The 14,581-nt window shown below is 64.5% G+C and carries 16 protein-coding genes and 1 pseudogene; 10 read left to right on the forward strand and 7 right to left on the reverse strand.

Annotated elements, in window-relative coordinates; all coding sequences use genetic code 11:
- Positions 1-57 precede the first annotated feature (57 nt).
- Both H9627_RS05970 and H9627_RS05975 read left to right on the forward strand, forming a co-directional pair.
- A complete protein-coding gene (locus H9627_RS05970) occupies positions 58-810 on the forward strand; it encodes a sulfite exporter TauE/SafE family protein (RefSeq protein ID WP_191733095.1) in 753 nt (250 codons plus the stop codon).
- 283 nt (positions 811-1,093) lie between these two features.
- Positions 1,094-1,369, forward strand: a pseudogene (locus H9627_RS05975) (transposase); the annotation flags it as partial.
- Between the two features lie 58 nt (positions 1,370-1,427).
- Here H9627_RS05975 and H9627_RS05980 read toward each other — a convergent pair.
- Positions 1,428-2,171 carry an MBL fold metallo-hydrolase gene (locus H9627_RS05980; protein WP_191733097.1) on the reverse strand — a complete coding sequence of 248 codons (744 nt, stop codon included), beginning with the start codon at positions 2,169-2,171 and terminating at the stop codon, positions 1,428-1,430.
- Positions 2,172-2,262: 91 nt separating this feature from the next.
- The gene (gene panD / locus H9627_RS05985; RefSeq protein WP_191733098.1) at positions 2,263-2,673 is read right to left on the reverse strand and encodes an aspartate 1-decarboxylase; all 411 of its coding nucleotides are present in this window, start codon (positions 2,671-2,673) and stop codon (positions 2,263-2,265) included.
- A 325-nt stretch (positions 2,674-2,998) separates the two neighbouring features.
- Between panD and H9627_RS05990 the strand changes: the two genes are divergently transcribed.
- Positions 2,999-4,663: a DUF885 domain-containing protein gene (locus H9627_RS05990; RefSeq protein WP_191733099.1), complete on the forward strand. Its 1,665-nt coding sequence runs from the start codon at positions 2,999-3,001 to the stop codon at positions 4,661-4,663.
- Positions 4,664-4,752: 89 nt separating this feature from the next.
- Here the strand turns inward: H9627_RS05990 and H9627_RS05995 are convergent, their stop codons facing one another.
- Positions 4,753-5,814 carry an AbrB family transcriptional regulator gene (locus H9627_RS05995; protein ID WP_225213557.1) on the reverse strand — a complete coding sequence of 354 codons (1,062 nt, stop codon included), beginning with the start codon at positions 5,812-5,814 and terminating at the stop codon, positions 4,753-4,755.
- A gap of 269 nt (positions 5,815-6,083) precedes the next feature.
- Here H9627_RS05995 and H9627_RS06000 point away from each other — a divergent pair, with 269 nt between their 5' ends.
- Together H9627_RS06000 and H9627_RS06005 are read left to right on the forward strand one after the other, a co-directional pair.
- Positions 6,084-6,866 carry a TSUP family transporter gene (locus H9627_RS06000; protein ID WP_191733101.1) on the forward strand — a complete coding sequence of 261 codons (783 nt, stop codon included), beginning with the start codon at positions 6,084-6,086 and terminating at the stop codon, positions 6,864-6,866.
- Between the two features lie 77 nt (positions 6,867-6,943).
- Positions 6,944-7,384: a hypothetical protein gene (locus H9627_RS06005; protein ID WP_191733102.1), complete on the forward strand. Its 441-nt coding sequence runs from the start codon at positions 6,944-6,946 to the stop codon at positions 7,382-7,384.
- A gap of 65 nt (positions 7,385-7,449) precedes the next feature.
- On the opposite strand, the gene H9627_RS06010 is transcribed toward H9627_RS06005, so the two are convergent.
- The 4 genes from H9627_RS06010 to H9627_RS06025 form a co-directional block, all read right to left on the reverse strand.
- The gene (locus tag H9627_RS06010) at positions 7,450-7,647 is read right to left on the reverse strand and encodes a helix-turn-helix transcriptional regulator (RefSeq protein WP_191733103.1); all 198 of its coding nucleotides are present in this window, start codon (positions 7,645-7,647) and stop codon (positions 7,450-7,452) included.
- A 14-nt stretch (positions 7,648-7,661) separates the two neighbouring features.
- Positions 7,662-8,108, reverse strand: coding sequence for a hypothetical protein (locus H9627_RS06015; RefSeq protein ID WP_191733104.1), 447 nt, complete (start codon positions 8,106-8,108; stop codon positions 7,662-7,664).
- Between the two features lie 86 nt (positions 8,109-8,194).
- The gene (gene hrpB, locus H9627_RS06020; RefSeq protein ID WP_191733105.1) at positions 8,195-10,630 is read right to left on the reverse strand and encodes an ATP-dependent helicase HrpB; all 2,436 of its coding nucleotides are present in this window, start codon (positions 10,628-10,630) and stop codon (positions 8,195-8,197) included.
- Positions 10,631-10,642: 12 nt separating this feature from the next.
- Positions 10,643-11,308 carry a sugar O-acetyltransferase gene (locus H9627_RS06025; protein ID WP_191733106.1) on the reverse strand — a complete coding sequence of 222 codons (666 nt, stop codon included), beginning with the start codon at positions 11,306-11,308 and terminating at the stop codon, positions 10,643-10,645.
- 32 nt (positions 11,309-11,340) lie between these two features.
- On the opposite strand from H9627_RS06025, the gene H9627_RS06030 reads away from it, so the two are divergent.
- From H9627_RS06030 to H9627_RS06050, 5 genes are all read left to right on the forward strand, one after another.
- Positions 11,341-12,033 carry an alpha-ketoglutarate-dependent dioxygenase AlkB gene (locus tag H9627_RS06030; RefSeq protein WP_191733107.1) on the forward strand — a complete coding sequence of 231 codons (693 nt, stop codon included), beginning with the start codon at positions 11,341-11,343 and terminating at the stop codon, positions 12,031-12,033.
- 70 nt (positions 12,034-12,103) lie between these two features.
- Positions 12,104-12,694 carry a DNA-3-methyladenine glycosylase I gene (locus H9627_RS06035; RefSeq protein WP_191733108.1) on the forward strand — a complete coding sequence of 197 codons (591 nt, stop codon included), beginning with the start codon at positions 12,104-12,106 and terminating at the stop codon, positions 12,692-12,694.
- On the forward strand, positions 12,691-13,395 hold the full coding sequence (locus tag H9627_RS06040) for a LysE family translocator (protein WP_191733109.1): 705 nt from the start codon (positions 12,691-12,693) through the stop codon (positions 13,393-13,395). Before H9627_RS06035 ends, H9627_RS06040 begins: the two co-directional genes overlap by 4 nt.
- A 34-nt stretch (positions 13,396-13,429) precedes the next feature.
- Positions 13,430-13,720 (forward strand): RNA-binding S4 domain-containing protein, encoded by a 291-nt coding sequence (locus H9627_RS06045; RefSeq protein WP_191733110.1) that lies wholly within the window; start codon positions 13,430-13,432, stop codon positions 13,718-13,720.
- The gene (locus H9627_RS06050) at positions 13,720-14,577 is read left to right on the forward strand and encodes a VOC family protein (RefSeq protein WP_191733111.1); all 858 of its coding nucleotides are present in this window, start codon (positions 13,720-13,722) and stop codon (positions 14,575-14,577) included. The genes H9627_RS06045 and H9627_RS06050 overlap by 1 nt, the downstream gene beginning before the upstream one ends.
- Positions 14,578-14,581 lie beyond the last annotated feature (4 nt).

A 14,581-nucleotide genomic window follows, 5' to 3' on the forward strand; every position in this document is an offset into this window, starting at 1 on the left:
AAGGAGACCACAATCCAGTTGCATGTTTTTCCACTCAAGGCTCTATCCTGATTCCTCGTGCTAACCATCGCCTCCGTTCTCCTCATTTCCGTCCTCATCGGCGCCGTCCTCCAGCGCATCACCGGCCTGGGGGTCGGCCTGGTCGCAGGACCGGTGTTGTCTGCGGTGCTCGGCCCGGTCGCCGGTATCACGATGGTGAACGGATTGTCCATCATCAATGCAGTCAATAATGCCTGGTCCGTGCGCAAACGCACCGACTGGAAGCGATTCCGCATCCTCGCGGGGGCACTCGTGGTGGGTTCCCTGCCCGCTGTGCTGGTGGTTCATCTGCTCAATGGCCCCTGGTTGTTCATCGTCATCGGTGCACTCGTGCTGCTGGCACTGAGCATTTCACTGTTCCCCACGGAGCGATTCCGCATCAATGAGCATGCCAAAGGGCCGATGATTCTCTTCGGTATTATTGGTGGTTTCATGTCCACCGTCGCGGGTATTGCTGGCCCCGCCCTCACGGTGTACGCCCGTCTCAGTCGGTGGGATTACCGGGATTTCGTGGCCACCCTCCACCCGATTCTGTTGGTGGCCAACACCGTGTCCTTCCTGCTCAAGGTCGTGCTCATCGGTGGGCTCAACTTCGGTGAAACCCCGGCCTGGTTGTGGATCGCGGCGGTGGCCATGATCTTCGTCGGTGCCTGGTTCGGTGACCGCCTCAATGACAGGATCTCCACCCCGATGGCCAAACGCCTGGCCACCATCCTCGCTGCAGCTGGCGCCGCAGTGGTGCTGGTCCGTGGTCTGATGGGGTTGTTCTAAACCCGAGGGTGAGGCGGGATTTCGCCAGCGCGTACATCACCACCAAGAATGGGCCAGTGCCGCTGCTGGAAACGCTCTAATTTATGGTACATCCGAAGGTTTGAGGTTGTTTCTTAAAAACAACCCAGCAGTTTTCGCTGCAAGACTTGCAGTCTATGTTGGCACCTGTGCCCTTACGTCATAGCTCTTGTTAGAGTCGAGCATATGTTTGGTTGGACCTGACCCCCGTTTGGTAGACACCTAACATCCCAACATTCTGGGACTGAAAGGTAATCTCCACACCATGCCAAGCAAGACCTACACCCAGGAGTTCAAGCGCGACGCCGTCACGCTGTACGAGAACTCCCCAGGGGCTTCAATCCAGACCATCGCCACTGACCTCGGGATCAACCGGGCCACGTTAGCCAACTGGGTGAAGAAATACGGAACCGGAGCCCGCACCAACAGTCTCATGGCGGAGAAATCCTCATCAACCTTGGTGAATGAGGCCGAGCAGATTCGAAAGTTGGAACGCGAAGTACGCAAACTGCGGGAAGAGCGTGACATCCTACGGAAGGCTGTTATGCCCCGGGTTTAATAGAGGGTAGAAAATTGGAAAAGGAAACCTTGACATGCCCCTAGGCCATGCCGTGTCCACGCGCAACCGTCGCAGCCCGCGCCGCACCCCTGTTCCATGGATCACCATGTCCGGGCAGGACGTGCCTGGCCTTTGTGGCGCCGATGGCCTCCAGTGAGTTCAGTGCCTGGGAGGCATCAGCGGTGGCGGCTCCCGCCACCACCCGGGGTCCGGTCAGGGCGGTGTAGGGGTCGAGGGTGACCAGGGCATCGCCACTGATCACCGCGTCCCGGTCCGGCAGGTGCAGGGCCACATGTCCATAGGTATGGCCCGGGGTGGCGATCACCGTGGGGCGACCCGGGACCTCCAGTTCCTCACCTACCGCCAGTGATCTCACGTCGTCGATACCCCGGATGAAGGGCACGCCCGCCAGCAGCATTGGCCCCAGAACGGTCAGTGCCTTCGGGTAGCGCAGGGGATAGCGCACGATGGGGCTTTCATGGGCGTAGCGGAAGGGGTGGGCGGCCAGCTCATGGTCCTTGCTGTGGGCATAGACCGGTAATCCGGTCTGCCGGATCAGGCGACGTGCCATGCCCACATGGTCGAAGTGGGCGTGGGTGAGTACCAGGGCGGTGATGTTGTCCAGCTGATAACCGAGGGTGTGCACCGCATCCTGGAGGTGGCCCCAGGTGCCGGGCAGGCCGGCGTCGACAAGCGTGAGCCCTTCATCGTCCTCGATGAGCCAGCAGTTGACGTTCGCATGCTGGATGAGATGGACGCCCTCGGCGACATCGGTGCGGAACATGGACAACCTCCTGAGCTGTGTCAGTATGCGTTGTCCCCGATGCTACCCATGCAAAGGAATGCATGTGGGGGGTTGGGCGTCGACAAGCTCCCTAGAGGGAGCGCGAGGACAGCAGACCGGAACCCGGGATGGGCTCGCCGGCGTCGTTGCCCAGGGCGACGATCCGGTTATCGGCATCCACATGGACGATATTGGGCTGGTAGGCGCGGGCCTCGGCATCCGTGGCCTGGAGGTAGCTCATGATGATGACCAGATCACCCGGATTGATCAGGTGGGCGGCGGCACCATTGATGCAGATGCTGCCGGTTCCGGCATCACCGGTGATCACATAGGTCTCAATCCGGGCGCCGTTGGTGATGTCCACGACGGCGACCTTCTCACCCTCGATGAGGCCAGCGGCGCTGACCAGGTCGGCGTCGATGGTGATGGAACCGACATAGTCGAGGTCGGCCTGGGTGACGGTGGCGCGGTGGATCTTGCTCCCGAGGATGGTGCGCAGCATGTAGGGGTCCTTAAGTAGGGGTGCGTTCCGGTCACCACTCCTCCCGTGCACGATCTCCGCGGATCCCGGATGGGGGAGTGGTGAAAATAATGCCGTTAAGGGTAGAGCCTGAATGCCCGCAGGTCAAAGACACTGAACCCTGGTGGGGTAGATCGGGCGGGCAGGGGGCGTCCGCGGCACCGGCGGCCACGGTACAGGCGTCAGGTGACATTATGGCTGATCGTGGCGCAGGGGCGGAAGGGGAGACGCAGAAAATATTGCGAATCCGCAACAACGGGTCCTTCCAGGTGGGATTAAGGGCGCGGAGTAGCTACGATAGCAACCTATGACTCTTGAGAGTTCTGTACAACGTTCTCCTTCCCTGCTGGACGCCTCATGTGAGGTTTACGTCCATGATCTGGCGGCGCTGTCGCCAACCGATGCGACGGCCTGGGGTATCCCCGGCTTCGAGGGTGAGCTTCAGGATTTTTCGCCCGATTATTGGAACGCCATCGCCGAACGCAACCGTGACATGGTCGCCGATGTTGATGCCTTCGATGACGGCACCGATGACAATGATGATGAGGAAGACTTCGACGACATCGACCGCGTCACCGCCGATGTCCTGCGTGACCGCGTCTGCCTTGATCTCGCCCTCCACCACCAGGGTGAAACCCTGCGTCTGCTCAACAACATAGACTCCCCGGTCCAGACCATCCGTGACACCTTCCTGATCATGCCGAATGACACGGCCGAGGATCTGGAGAATATCCGGGAGCGTCTCTCCCGGGTCCCCGATGCTCTCCACGGTTACTGCGAGTCACTCGCGGAGGCCGCCGGCCAGGGTCGCGTTGCGGCGCTGCGTCAGGTGGAGGAGGTCATCTCCCAGTGTGAGGACCTCGCAGAACCCGATTCCCTCCTGGACAGCCTCGGCCTGCCCGAGGCTGATCCCATCGTGGAAAGCGCCCAGGAGGCCTTCGCTCGTGTCGCCGCGTGGCTCGGTGAGCAGCTCGCCCCCCACGCCCCGCATGAGGACGCCGTGGGCCGCGACCGCTATGAACAGTTCTCCCACCTGCACGTCGGTGAGGTCGTTGACCTCGATGATGCCTACCGCTGGTCCCTGGAACGACTCCGCGAGATCGAGGCGGAGCAACAGCAGCTGGCCACCCAGCTCTATGGGGCAGGCACCACCGTCCGCGAGGCCCTGAAGAAGCTCAACGCCGATGAGCGCTACCTGATCACCGGCACCGATGCCCTCCAGGAATGGATGCAGAACATCGCCGACCAGGCCATCCGCGACCTCAATGGCCGGTACTTCGCCATCCCCGAACAGGCCAAGACCATCGAATGCCTCATCGACCCGGCCGGCACCGGTGGCATTTTCTACACCCCGCCCAGCGATGACTTCACCCGCCCGGGCCGCATGTGGTGGTCCGTGCCCAAGGGACAGGGCACCTTCCACACCTGGCAGGAACTGACCACCGTCTTCCATGAGGGTGTACCCGGCCACCATCTGCAGATCTCCCAGGCGCTCGCGGAATCCACCAACCTCAACCTGTGGCGTCGCCTCGTGGCCTGGAACGCCGGCCACGGTGAGGGCTGGGCCCTCTACGCCGAGAGTCTGATGAAGGAACTGGGTTACCACGAGGATCCCGGCACCCGCATGGGTTACCTCGACGCCCAGCGCCTGCGTGCCGCCCGCGTGGCCATCGACATCGGAGTACATCTCGGTAAGAAGAACCCCGAGGCCACCGGTGCCTGGGATGCCTCCTATGCCCGCAGCTTCCTCCGCGAGAACACCTCGATGACCGAGGCCAGCCTCTCCTTCGAGCTCAACCGCTACCTCGGATGGCCCGGCCAGGCCGCCTCCTACGCCATCGGTCAGCGCCTGTGGCAGCAGCTTCGCGACGACGCCCTCACCCAGGGCATGACCCTCGCCGATTTCCACAGCAGCGCCCTGTCCTATGGCAGCATCCCGATGTCGATTCTCCGCAATCAGATCCTGGACTAGGCCTGCTTAAACTACCGCCCCCATAGGCGTAACGGGTGTGACGGAAGGGGTCAGTTCCCGGTGGTCAGCCCGGTGCTCAACCCCTGCGCTCAACCCCGGCGCAGGATCACGCGCAGGATGCCGGGCAGCCACCCGGCGATGAGCAGGATGGCCAGCAGACGGATGATCTGGATAGTCACCACCACCGGCCCGGCATCACCTTCAGACGACAGCGCCAGGACCGTCTCCAGGGCGCCGGGGCTGGTAGCCAGGTAGGCCTCGAAGTAGCTGATATCCAGCCAGAACACCAGCAGCACGGCGGCCGCGGCGCAGACTGCCAGCAGGGCGACGATGAACAGAATCGTCGCAGGCAGCTGCCGGGAGAAGGCTTTCAGCGCCGTCATGTTCAGACCACCACCGCACATCCACCCAATCGCCAGGAAGGCGAGGATCTTGAACAGCGACGGTGGCTCGAGGTTCACCTCCAGCGGGAACACCAGGCTGAGGGTCACGGTAAGCACCAAGGGTCCGAGGACCGCCGGCGACGGCAACCGCAGCAGCCGGCCGAGCGGTTCCCCGGCGAGGATGATCAGCGCCAGCACCGCGAGGGAGACGACGCTTGTCGACGTCCCGAACTCACCCAACCCGAACATGGCCAGGGGGCTGTCCGTCCCCTGATCGGGACCTGCCCTATAGGGCGCGAAGAATGTGGTGACCAGCGGCAGGGAGACCGACACCACCAGCAGCCGCAGGTACTGACTGAGTGCGACATAACGGAAATCCGCGCCCAGGTCCTTCGCCAGCACCGGCATCACGGAGGCACCACCGGCGAGCATCGACAGCACGCCGGTCTCGGGCAGGATCTCCGGCCGGGAGCGGGATAACAGCAGTCCACCGATGATGCCCACGGTGACGGTGAAGAAGGAGATGACCAGACCGGGTGCCAGATAGCGCAGCAGTTCCTGCCCCGGTGCGCTGATCAGGGGCAGGGCCGCCAGCACCGCGATGATGGACCGGCCGAAGATGTGCACCCCCTTGGCCAGGGGCAGATCCTCCCCCGTAATCAGGGCACATGCCCCGGCGACGACGATGCCGGCCAGGATCCACGAGGCCGGGATGTTGAACAAGGTGAACAGCCACCCCACCGCCACGGACAGGGGTGCGACGATCATCCACCGCACCGCGATCACCCGGCGGGCGGGTTGGGATGTGTCCTCTGGTTCCGGATCGCTCACCCTGGGCCGGTCTCCTTATGGGGGATGTGTGTTTTTAGGTGGCCTTCACTGTAGCAGCGTGGTCAGCGCATCCGGGGTGGGGCCGCGTCGTGAAGCAGGCGTCGCACAGCCGGCCCCGGTGGGCACCTCCGCGGTGAAACCCGCCCCGGTCGGTTAAGTCCATGCTTATACTTTTCTCATTTATCCGGACGTGGAGGGTGTGGGGCATGGGTGTGGATCTCGCTGCAGGTGGTTGGGCGGTGCTCATCGCCGGGGCGGCGGTGGCCGGGTGGATCGATGCGGTCATCGGTGGTGGTGGCCTGGTGCTCATCCCCCTGATCCTGGCGGTGATGCCGCAGTTGGCACCGGTGACCGCGCTGGCGGTGAACAAGGTGGCGTCGGTGACGGGCACGGCGTCGGCGGCTGTCACCATGGTCCGGCGGGTTCGTCCGCCGCTCAGGTTACTTGCCGTCTACGTTCCGGTGGCGCTGGTGTGTTCCGGCCTGGGGGCGCTGGCGGCCAGTTCGCTGGACAAACAGGTGATGCGGCCCCTGATCATTGTGCTCATGCTGGTGGTCGGGGTGTTCGTGGCGTTCCGGCCGTCATTCGGCACAGGCGAGAGCCGTGACCTGCCGACGGGGTGGCGTTTGTGGTTGGCCGTCGGTGTGGTGGGTCTGATCGCGGGCTACGACGGTATCTTCGGGCCCGGCACGGGCATGTTCCTCATCATGGCGTTTACGGCACTGTTGTCCCAGAATTTCCTCACCTCGGCGGCGATGGCGAAGGTGGTTAATACCTCCACCAATGTGGGGGCATTGATTGTATTCATCACGGGAGGACATGTGTGGTGGCAGTTGGCACTGCTGCTCGCGGTGGCGAATGTGGTTGGCGCGCAGTTGGGTGCGCGCACTGTTTTAGGTGGTGGGACCAGGTTGATCAGGTATGCGTTGCTGACCCTGGTGGTGGTGATGTGTGGCTACCTGGGGTGGCAGCAGTATCAGGGTATCTAGACCAAGTGGTACAGATTTCAGGAAATTATCGGGTGGCTTCCGGGTGAAACGCAAGAATCGTTTCTACACTGGTGCCCATGACAAAGACTCAACTTGATAGCCACTTCAGTGAAGTGTCCGAGGAGCCTCCTAGTACGGTGCAGGACACCGGGTTGCCACTTCACCCTGAGGTGAGGGGCGCCACCGGTATCATCCAGGATCTTTCCACGGCATCCACGATGGTGACCGTCCTGGTGGGGGAGGACTCCGATCCGGAGGATTTCCCGGCCCTGATCTCAGGCGCGGCGTCCTCGGCCCGGATCCTGGGTATGGATGAGTTGCATGTGATCGCCCCCGCCCGCCACCTGCCCAAACTGGCGGTTGCGGCAGCGGAGATTGCCGATGCGTTGCCGGAAACCTTCCAGTTCTGCGAGGCGGAGACCCGCGCGCATGAGCATCCAGAGGATGCCACCGTACTCACCGCGGAATCTGTGCTCAGCCTGGGCAGGAAGCTCGCCGAGTCTCAGCCCGAGTCCTAGTCCCAGCCCACCCCAGGGAGCTTGTCGACGCCCTCCAGCGTCCGACCAGCTCCCTTTTTCATTACTTAATTACCCTCGGGTTCGAAGAGGTCCTCGATGCGACACCCGAACACGGCCGCGAGCTTGAAGGCCACGGGAAGGGAAGGGTCGAACCGCCCTTTCTCTATGGAGATCACCGTCTGACGGCTTACCCCGAGTTCATCGGCCAGGCGTTGCTGGGACCAGCCGAGTGTCTTCCGGAATGCGGGTAGCGAATTCTTCACGGTAGGCGGTGCCCCTATCCCCGGCGCTGCGCGAGGAGGTATCGGGCCAGGGAATCAAGCATGGCCAGCAGCAGCACACCGGTGCCCAGGAGGGCACCGTCGATCTCATATCCGGTGATGGACAGGACGGTCACGGTGATGCCGAGGGTGAGCAGGATGTCATGGAATGCCCCGGTGGCGGCACTGGTGTACCAGTGTGTTTCCACTGATTCCTCCGGGTTGCGGAGAAAGCCGCTGAGTGAGCTGCGATCCACCAGGAGGGTCCAGGCGAGGATCGTCATCACGGGCAGGGTGCACAGGGTGAATACGGTCATGCTGCGCCAGAAGGGTTCATCGCGAAGGGTGGCGGCGAGGTAGCCGACGGAGCCGGACAGGATCAGGCCGATGAGCAGGCTCGTGGCGCCGAGGGCAAACGAACTCCCGCCAAATCTGGGGCGACCGAGAGTGGAGGTGGAGGTCATGGTGGTGCTCCTTGACTGAGGACGTAAACCAGCACTGAATGTAAAGCAGACTTTACTTTCCTCGGCTCCGGGGTGTCAAGGGTGCTTTACATTCTCTTCTTCACTCGCGCGGTGGCTGGTGCGGTCCACGGATCCTCCGGCCAGGGATGACGGGGATAACGTCCCCGCATCTCCGCCCGTACCTGGGCATAGGGCCCGGACCAGAAACTGGCCAGGTCATCGGTGACTGCCAGGGGACGACCGGCGGGGGAGAGCAGATGGAACTGCACCGGCAGGCCACACAACTCCGGGGAGGTGTCCAGGCCGAAACATTCCTGTAGTTTCACCCGGACCACGGGGCGCCCCTCCGCGTAGTCGATGCGGTGGCGGTTGCCACTGGGCACGGTGAGGTGGGTCGGTGCCAGTTCCCCCATGCGGCTGGCCTCGGGCCAGGGCAGCAGACGTTGCAGGGCGGGGTAGAGATCAATCCTGTTAATGGGTCTGCCCGTGGCGATCTGCTCCAGCTCCGGGCCCAGCCACAGGTGGACATCAGCGGCCTCGATATCGGGCCATGGTTCCCCGAGGCGCTCATGCAGGAAACGCAGGCGGTGCGCCAGGGCAGCGGCCTTGTCCGAGAAGGTGAACAACCCCAGGCCCTCGCGTTCGATCGCCGCTGTCACCGCCCGGGCGGCATCCTCCGGCGTGGCCCGGGTGGGGGTGGAACTCAACTCGATGGCCCCGGCGGCGCGCACCTGACGGGCCTGGACCTTCCCGCCGTTCACCGTGGCTCGGGTGGTCTCCCGGACGCCGATGATCTCCAGGGCTGCGGCCTCCTCGATGCGGGCGGCAGCCCGGATGAGGGCACGGGAACCGGAACGGGTGATATCCGCGATCGCCAACCACGGCGCACCGGCGAGCTCACGGTCCATCAGGGTGGCGCGGGTGCCGCTGGCCAGCAGATAGTCGGTGTCGGTTTCCCGGCGCGCGATGAGTCCGGGCAGGGCGGTGCCGATGATCTGACCGGCTGACGCCCCGCCGGTCGTGCCCGTGTCCGGTGCTAATCGACGCAGCCGTGCCACCTCCCGGTCGAATGCCCGGTTGCCGCGTGAGGTGCGGGCCTGTTTCTCCACATCCCCGCGGGGATCATCGGCCAGCACCGCCAGGACCCCGGCCGCCTGGGGGCCGTGGGCCACGAGCGCTGCGCCGAGATGTGGGGCGAGGGGGAGCGTCGACAAGCGTCGGCCGAGTGAGGTGACCGCACCGTCCCCGTCGACCGCGCCGATCGCCTGCAGCGTGGCTTCGGCCGCCTCCAGGGCAGGGGCGGGTGGCGCGGTGATCAGCGGCAGACCCTCACCGCGCGGGGTGCCCCAACACGCCAACCACAGGGCAGCCTGCGTGAGATCGGCGGACTGGATCTCAGGAGTGGTGAACGGCTGGAAATGGGCGTAATCCTCCTGCGCATACCCACGGATCACCTCACCCGGGCCCTCACGCCCGGCGCGACCGGCCCGCTGATCCGCCGAGGACTGCGCACAACTGACGGTGACCAGCCCGGTCATATTGCGCGCGGCATCGCGCCGGGGGGAACGCGACAGTCCGGAATCCACCACGATGCGCACGCCCGGCACCGTCAGGGAACTCTCCGCGACGGGGGTGGACACCACGATGCGGGGACGGTTGGTGGGGGTCAGCGCGCGGTCCTGCTCCGCCGGGGTGAGACGACCGTGCAGGGGGAGCACCTCCAGGTCGGTCAACCGGCTCAGGGTGGCGGTGACGCGCTCGATCTCCCGGACACCGGGTAGGAACACCAGCGCGGACTCCTGCCTGCGGGCAACCGCGTCACTGGTCAGGCGCGCCAGATGATCCAGGTACTCCCAGCCCACCCCCTTCTCCGTCAGGCGGGGCGCGGTGCCGGGCTGATAGTGCACCTCAACCGGGTGCACCGGGGCCTGTGCGCTCAGCACCTGCGCGCCGAGGAGCTCGGCGAAACGCTCGGCATCCAGGGTGGCGGACATGGCGATCAGCGCGAAATCATCCCGCAGCTGGCTGAGCTCGGTGAGCATGCCGACGAGCAGATCCGTATCCAACTGCCGTTCATGGACCTCATCGATGATGACGGCATGAACCCCGGCCAGTTCCGGATCGGCAAGCAGCCGGCGCATGAGCACACCCGGGGTGAGAAACTGCACGTGGGAGCCCTGGTGGTGTTCACCGCGCACCGTGAAGCCGACGCGTTCGCCCACCCTGCTGCCGTCCAGCTGCGCCAACCGACGTGCGGCGGCACGCACCGCCACCCGTCGGGGAGCGGTGACCAGCACCGGGCCCGGCTCACGACCATCGTGGGCCGGGTACAGATCGGGGTGGTTCCGGACCGCAGTGGCCACCGCCGGGGGCACCACCGTGGTCTTACCCGTACCCGGCGGGGACTGGATGACCAGGTTGGTGGCGCCGGTGGCAAGGGTGCCGCTGAGATCATCCAGCAGCGTCTGCGCAGGCAGGCCAGCGGCGATGGTGGGCAGGTGGAAAACACTGGGGAAGGTCACGATGTACCCATCCTAATGGTCGTCCATATGCTCCCGGAGCTCCGCCAGGGCGTCGACAGGCACCCCGTCCGGCAGGTCCGCCCGCTCCAACCGGGTCTCATCGCGCATCCGGATCACCCGCGCCGGGCTGCCCACCGCGATGGCATCGGCCGGGATGTCGCGGGTGACCACGGCGCCGGCACCGATGACAGCCCGATCACCGATGCTCACACCACCGACCACGGTCACCCCGCCGCCCAGCCACACATCCTCACCGATGTGCACAGGCGCACCGTTCTCCCACCCGCCGCTGCGCATCTCCACATCATCAACCGGGTGGCCGGCGGTGAGGATCTGGCAGTTGGGGCCCAGCAGGGAACGCGCCCCGATGTGCACCGGGGCGATATCGAGGATGGTCAGACCGAAGTTGATGAAGACACCCTCACCGATGGTGGTGTTGATGCCGTATTCGATGATGGCCGGGGCCTTGATGGTGCATGTCCCGCTGGCCGGGTTGAGCAGTTCGCGCAGAATCTCGCTGGAACGCTGCGGATTGGTGGGCCCCAGCTGGTTGTATTCGTGGTAGAGCAGGGCTGCGCGTCCGGCCAGGTCACCGAGTTCATCGGAGACGGCCAGGTACCACTGTCCGCTGCTCATGCGGTCGAAGGAGGCATAGGGAGTAGGGTCGAAGGTGTTCATGTCCTCCCATTGTGCACGTTTCGGAGGTGGCAGTGCCCACGCTTTTCGACGCTCCGGGGGCGCGCTTTCCACGCCCCTCCCGCGAGGTGGCCAGCGGCGTGGTCCACCTCCCCGACTGGTTGCCGCTCGGGGAACAGGCCGCGTTGGTGGGGGAGGCCCGCGGGATCGCCCGCTCGGTGGCGGGCACCCCACTGGCGATGACCCGCCCGCAGCTGCGCAGCGGACAGATGAGCGTGCACATCCTCTCCCTCGGTCAGCACTGGGCCACCAACCCGTACCGGTATGTCACCTCGGTGGATGGGGTGCCGGTGCCGCCGATCCCCGCGTCCTTCCACGATCTGGCGGCCCGGGCGTTGGCGGATGCGGCATCCCTGAGTCCGTCGCTGGCGGCCTGGTCGGGGAAGTACCGCGCCGAGGCGGCCCTGGTCAACTACTACGCGCCAGAGTCGACGATGGGCATGCACCAGGATGCCAATGAACTCTCCGAGGCCCCGGTGATCTCCCTGTCCATCGGGGACACCGGTATATTCCGGCTGGGGAACACCGAGAACCGCAACCGGCCCTGGGTGGATGTGCCCCTGCTCAGTGGGGATCTCATCATCTTCGGCGGTGAGCACCGTCGCGCCTTCCACGGGGTGCCACGGATCGAGGCGGATACCGCGCCGGAAGGGTGCGGGCTGGACCGGGGCAGAATCAATATCACCATCCGTCAGGTGGCACTGTAACCGCAGCTCACAGTGGGTAGCAGGGGTGATTCACCCCCGCGATGTCCGGTGCGCTTTCTATGGTGCAGCCATGACTATTTCAACTGATGATCTCACCGTCCACCCCAATGATCTGATCCTGTGCGCCGATGGACGCAGCCGACCCCGCTGGGCATCCCGTGGGGAGGGCTGCTGGCGGTACTTCGATGAGGAATGGGGCAGACCCCCGGGCATGCCAGACCAGTGGCTGGAGGCGGTGGCCCTGACCGTGTTCCAGCTCGGGTTGACCTGGCAGGCGGTGCTGGGCAAACGGGAGTCCCTGCGCGTGGCGTTCGAGGGGTTTCACGTGGAACGGGTGGCTGCCTATGGCGAGCAGGAGGTGGACCGTCTCCTGGCTGATCCGGGGATCTTCCGCAACCGCCGCAAGATCGAGGCGACCGTCACCAACGCCCGGGCCATGGCGGCACTGCGTGAACCATTGGGTGAAGTGCTCACCCGGTATGCAGGGCACCCCTTCCTGAATGATGACGGCACGGTTCCCACCTTCACGCCCGCCTCCACGCAGCTGGCCGGTGAGCTGAAAGACCTCGGCTTCACCCACATCGGTCCCACCGCGGCATTCTCGCTGATGCAGGCCACCGGGGTGATACCCATCAGGGCGCACTACAATCTGAGCGGGTGACCACCACCACCCTGCTTGCCCTGCTCGTCGTCTGGATCGCCGCGATCGTCTCGCCCGGGCCCGACCTCGTGCAGATCATCCGGGTCGGTTCCCGCAGCCGCAGTGATGGTATCTGGGCGGCCATCGGGATCATGGTGGGCAATGCCATCTGGATCTGCGCCAGCCTGCTCGGCCTGTCGGTGCTGATCTCCACCACACCCGCGGTGTTGTGGTTGCTCCAGCTGGTCGGTGGTTCCTACCTGATCTGGATGGGCATCGGTGCCGTGCGTTCCTGGTGGAGGCAACGGATCACCGCCCGGCAGGCGGGGGATGCCGTGCAACGGGTGCTGGAGGGGGATGGTTCGGAGGGGTCCCCTGGTGGGCTTGGTGGGCTTGATTCCCTTGGTGCCCGGCGGGCCCTGCGCACCGGTATCGCCACCAACCTGTCCAACCCCAAGGCCGTGCTCTTCTTCGGTTCGGTGTTCGCCCAGTTCATCACCCCGGACATGGGAGTGGGGTGGAGCGTCTTTATCGCCGTCTTCCTCATCCTCACCGGCCTGGTGTGGTTCTTAGGCTTCGCGGTGCTGGTGCGCAGCTTCGCCGCCCGCATCACCCGCAACGCGGCGGTGATCGATCTGTTCACGGGGGTGATCTTCATAGCCCTCGGAATGTTCATGGTCTGGCAGGGCGTTGTGGGTATCGGCAGCTGGATCCTGGGTTAGCTCCCGTCCCCGGACATGGATAGACTCAGACACCATGCAGCCTGAAGAAGTGCACATCAGGGACGAAGCCATCAAACTCGGCCAGTTCATCAAATTAGCCAACCTCGTCTCCACCGGCGGGGAGGCCAAGGACGCCATCGCCAACGGTGATGTCACAGTCAACGGTGAGGTGGATACCCGCCGTGGCAAGACACTCCGCAACGGCGATGTGGTGTGCATCGGTGACACCTGCGCGCAGGTGAGCGCCGGCGAGGACCAAGACGATTATTTTGACGAAGCCACCGCCAACGATGACTTCGACCCCGAAAAGTGGAGGAATATGTAATGCCAGCTTTTGAGGCACAGGCAGGAATGCCCTATTGGATCGACCTGACCACCTCGGACATCGCGAAGTCCTCCCACTTCTATGAGAACGTGCTCGGCTGGGATATCACCGAGGTCAACCCCGGTTACCGCATGGCACGCGTCCAGGGTCTGCCCGTCGCCGGGTTCATTGACCAGCCCGAAGAGTCCACCATGCCGGACACCTGGATCACCTACTTCCTGTCCTATAACCTGGATAAGGTGACCGCCAAGATCGTTGAACTGGGTGGACGCATCCTGGCCCAGCCCACCGAGGTGTTCCTCGGCCACATGGTCCTGGCAGTCGATCCCGCCGGCGCCCTCTTCGGTCTCATCGAACCCAGCAGCGAGGAATCCTTCGTGGCCGCCGGTGAACCGGGCACCCCGGTCTGGCATGAACTGACCACCGTGACCAACTACCCCGAGGCCGTCGACTTCTACGGCGAGCTGTTCAACTGGATGACCTCGGAGCTCTCCAGCGAGGAGGGCGAGGGTGGTTTCCGCTACACCACCGCGCTTGTCGACGGTTCCGCCTTCGCCGGTGTCTTCGACGCCAAGGGCCAGTTCCCACCCCAGGTGCCCAGCTTCTGGCAGACCTACCTCGGTGTCCTCAGCGTCGATGATGCGGTGGCCAAGGCCCCCGAATTCGGCGGCGATGTCATCCGCGAACCCTGGGACTCCGAATTCGGTCGCATGGCACTGATCTCCGATTCCACCGGCGCCACCGTCACCCTGTGCAATGTGGACGAACCCGTGGAGGAGGACGTCAGCGAGGCCGAGGACCTGCTGGGCATGGACCTCAGCGCCTTCGAGGAACAGCTCCGCAACCAGAACAAATAACACC

The organism is Corynebacterium gallinarum, assembly GCF_014837045.1.
GTDB lineage: Bacteria > Actinomycetota > Actinomycetes > Mycobacteriales > Mycobacteriaceae > Corynebacterium > Corynebacterium gallinarum.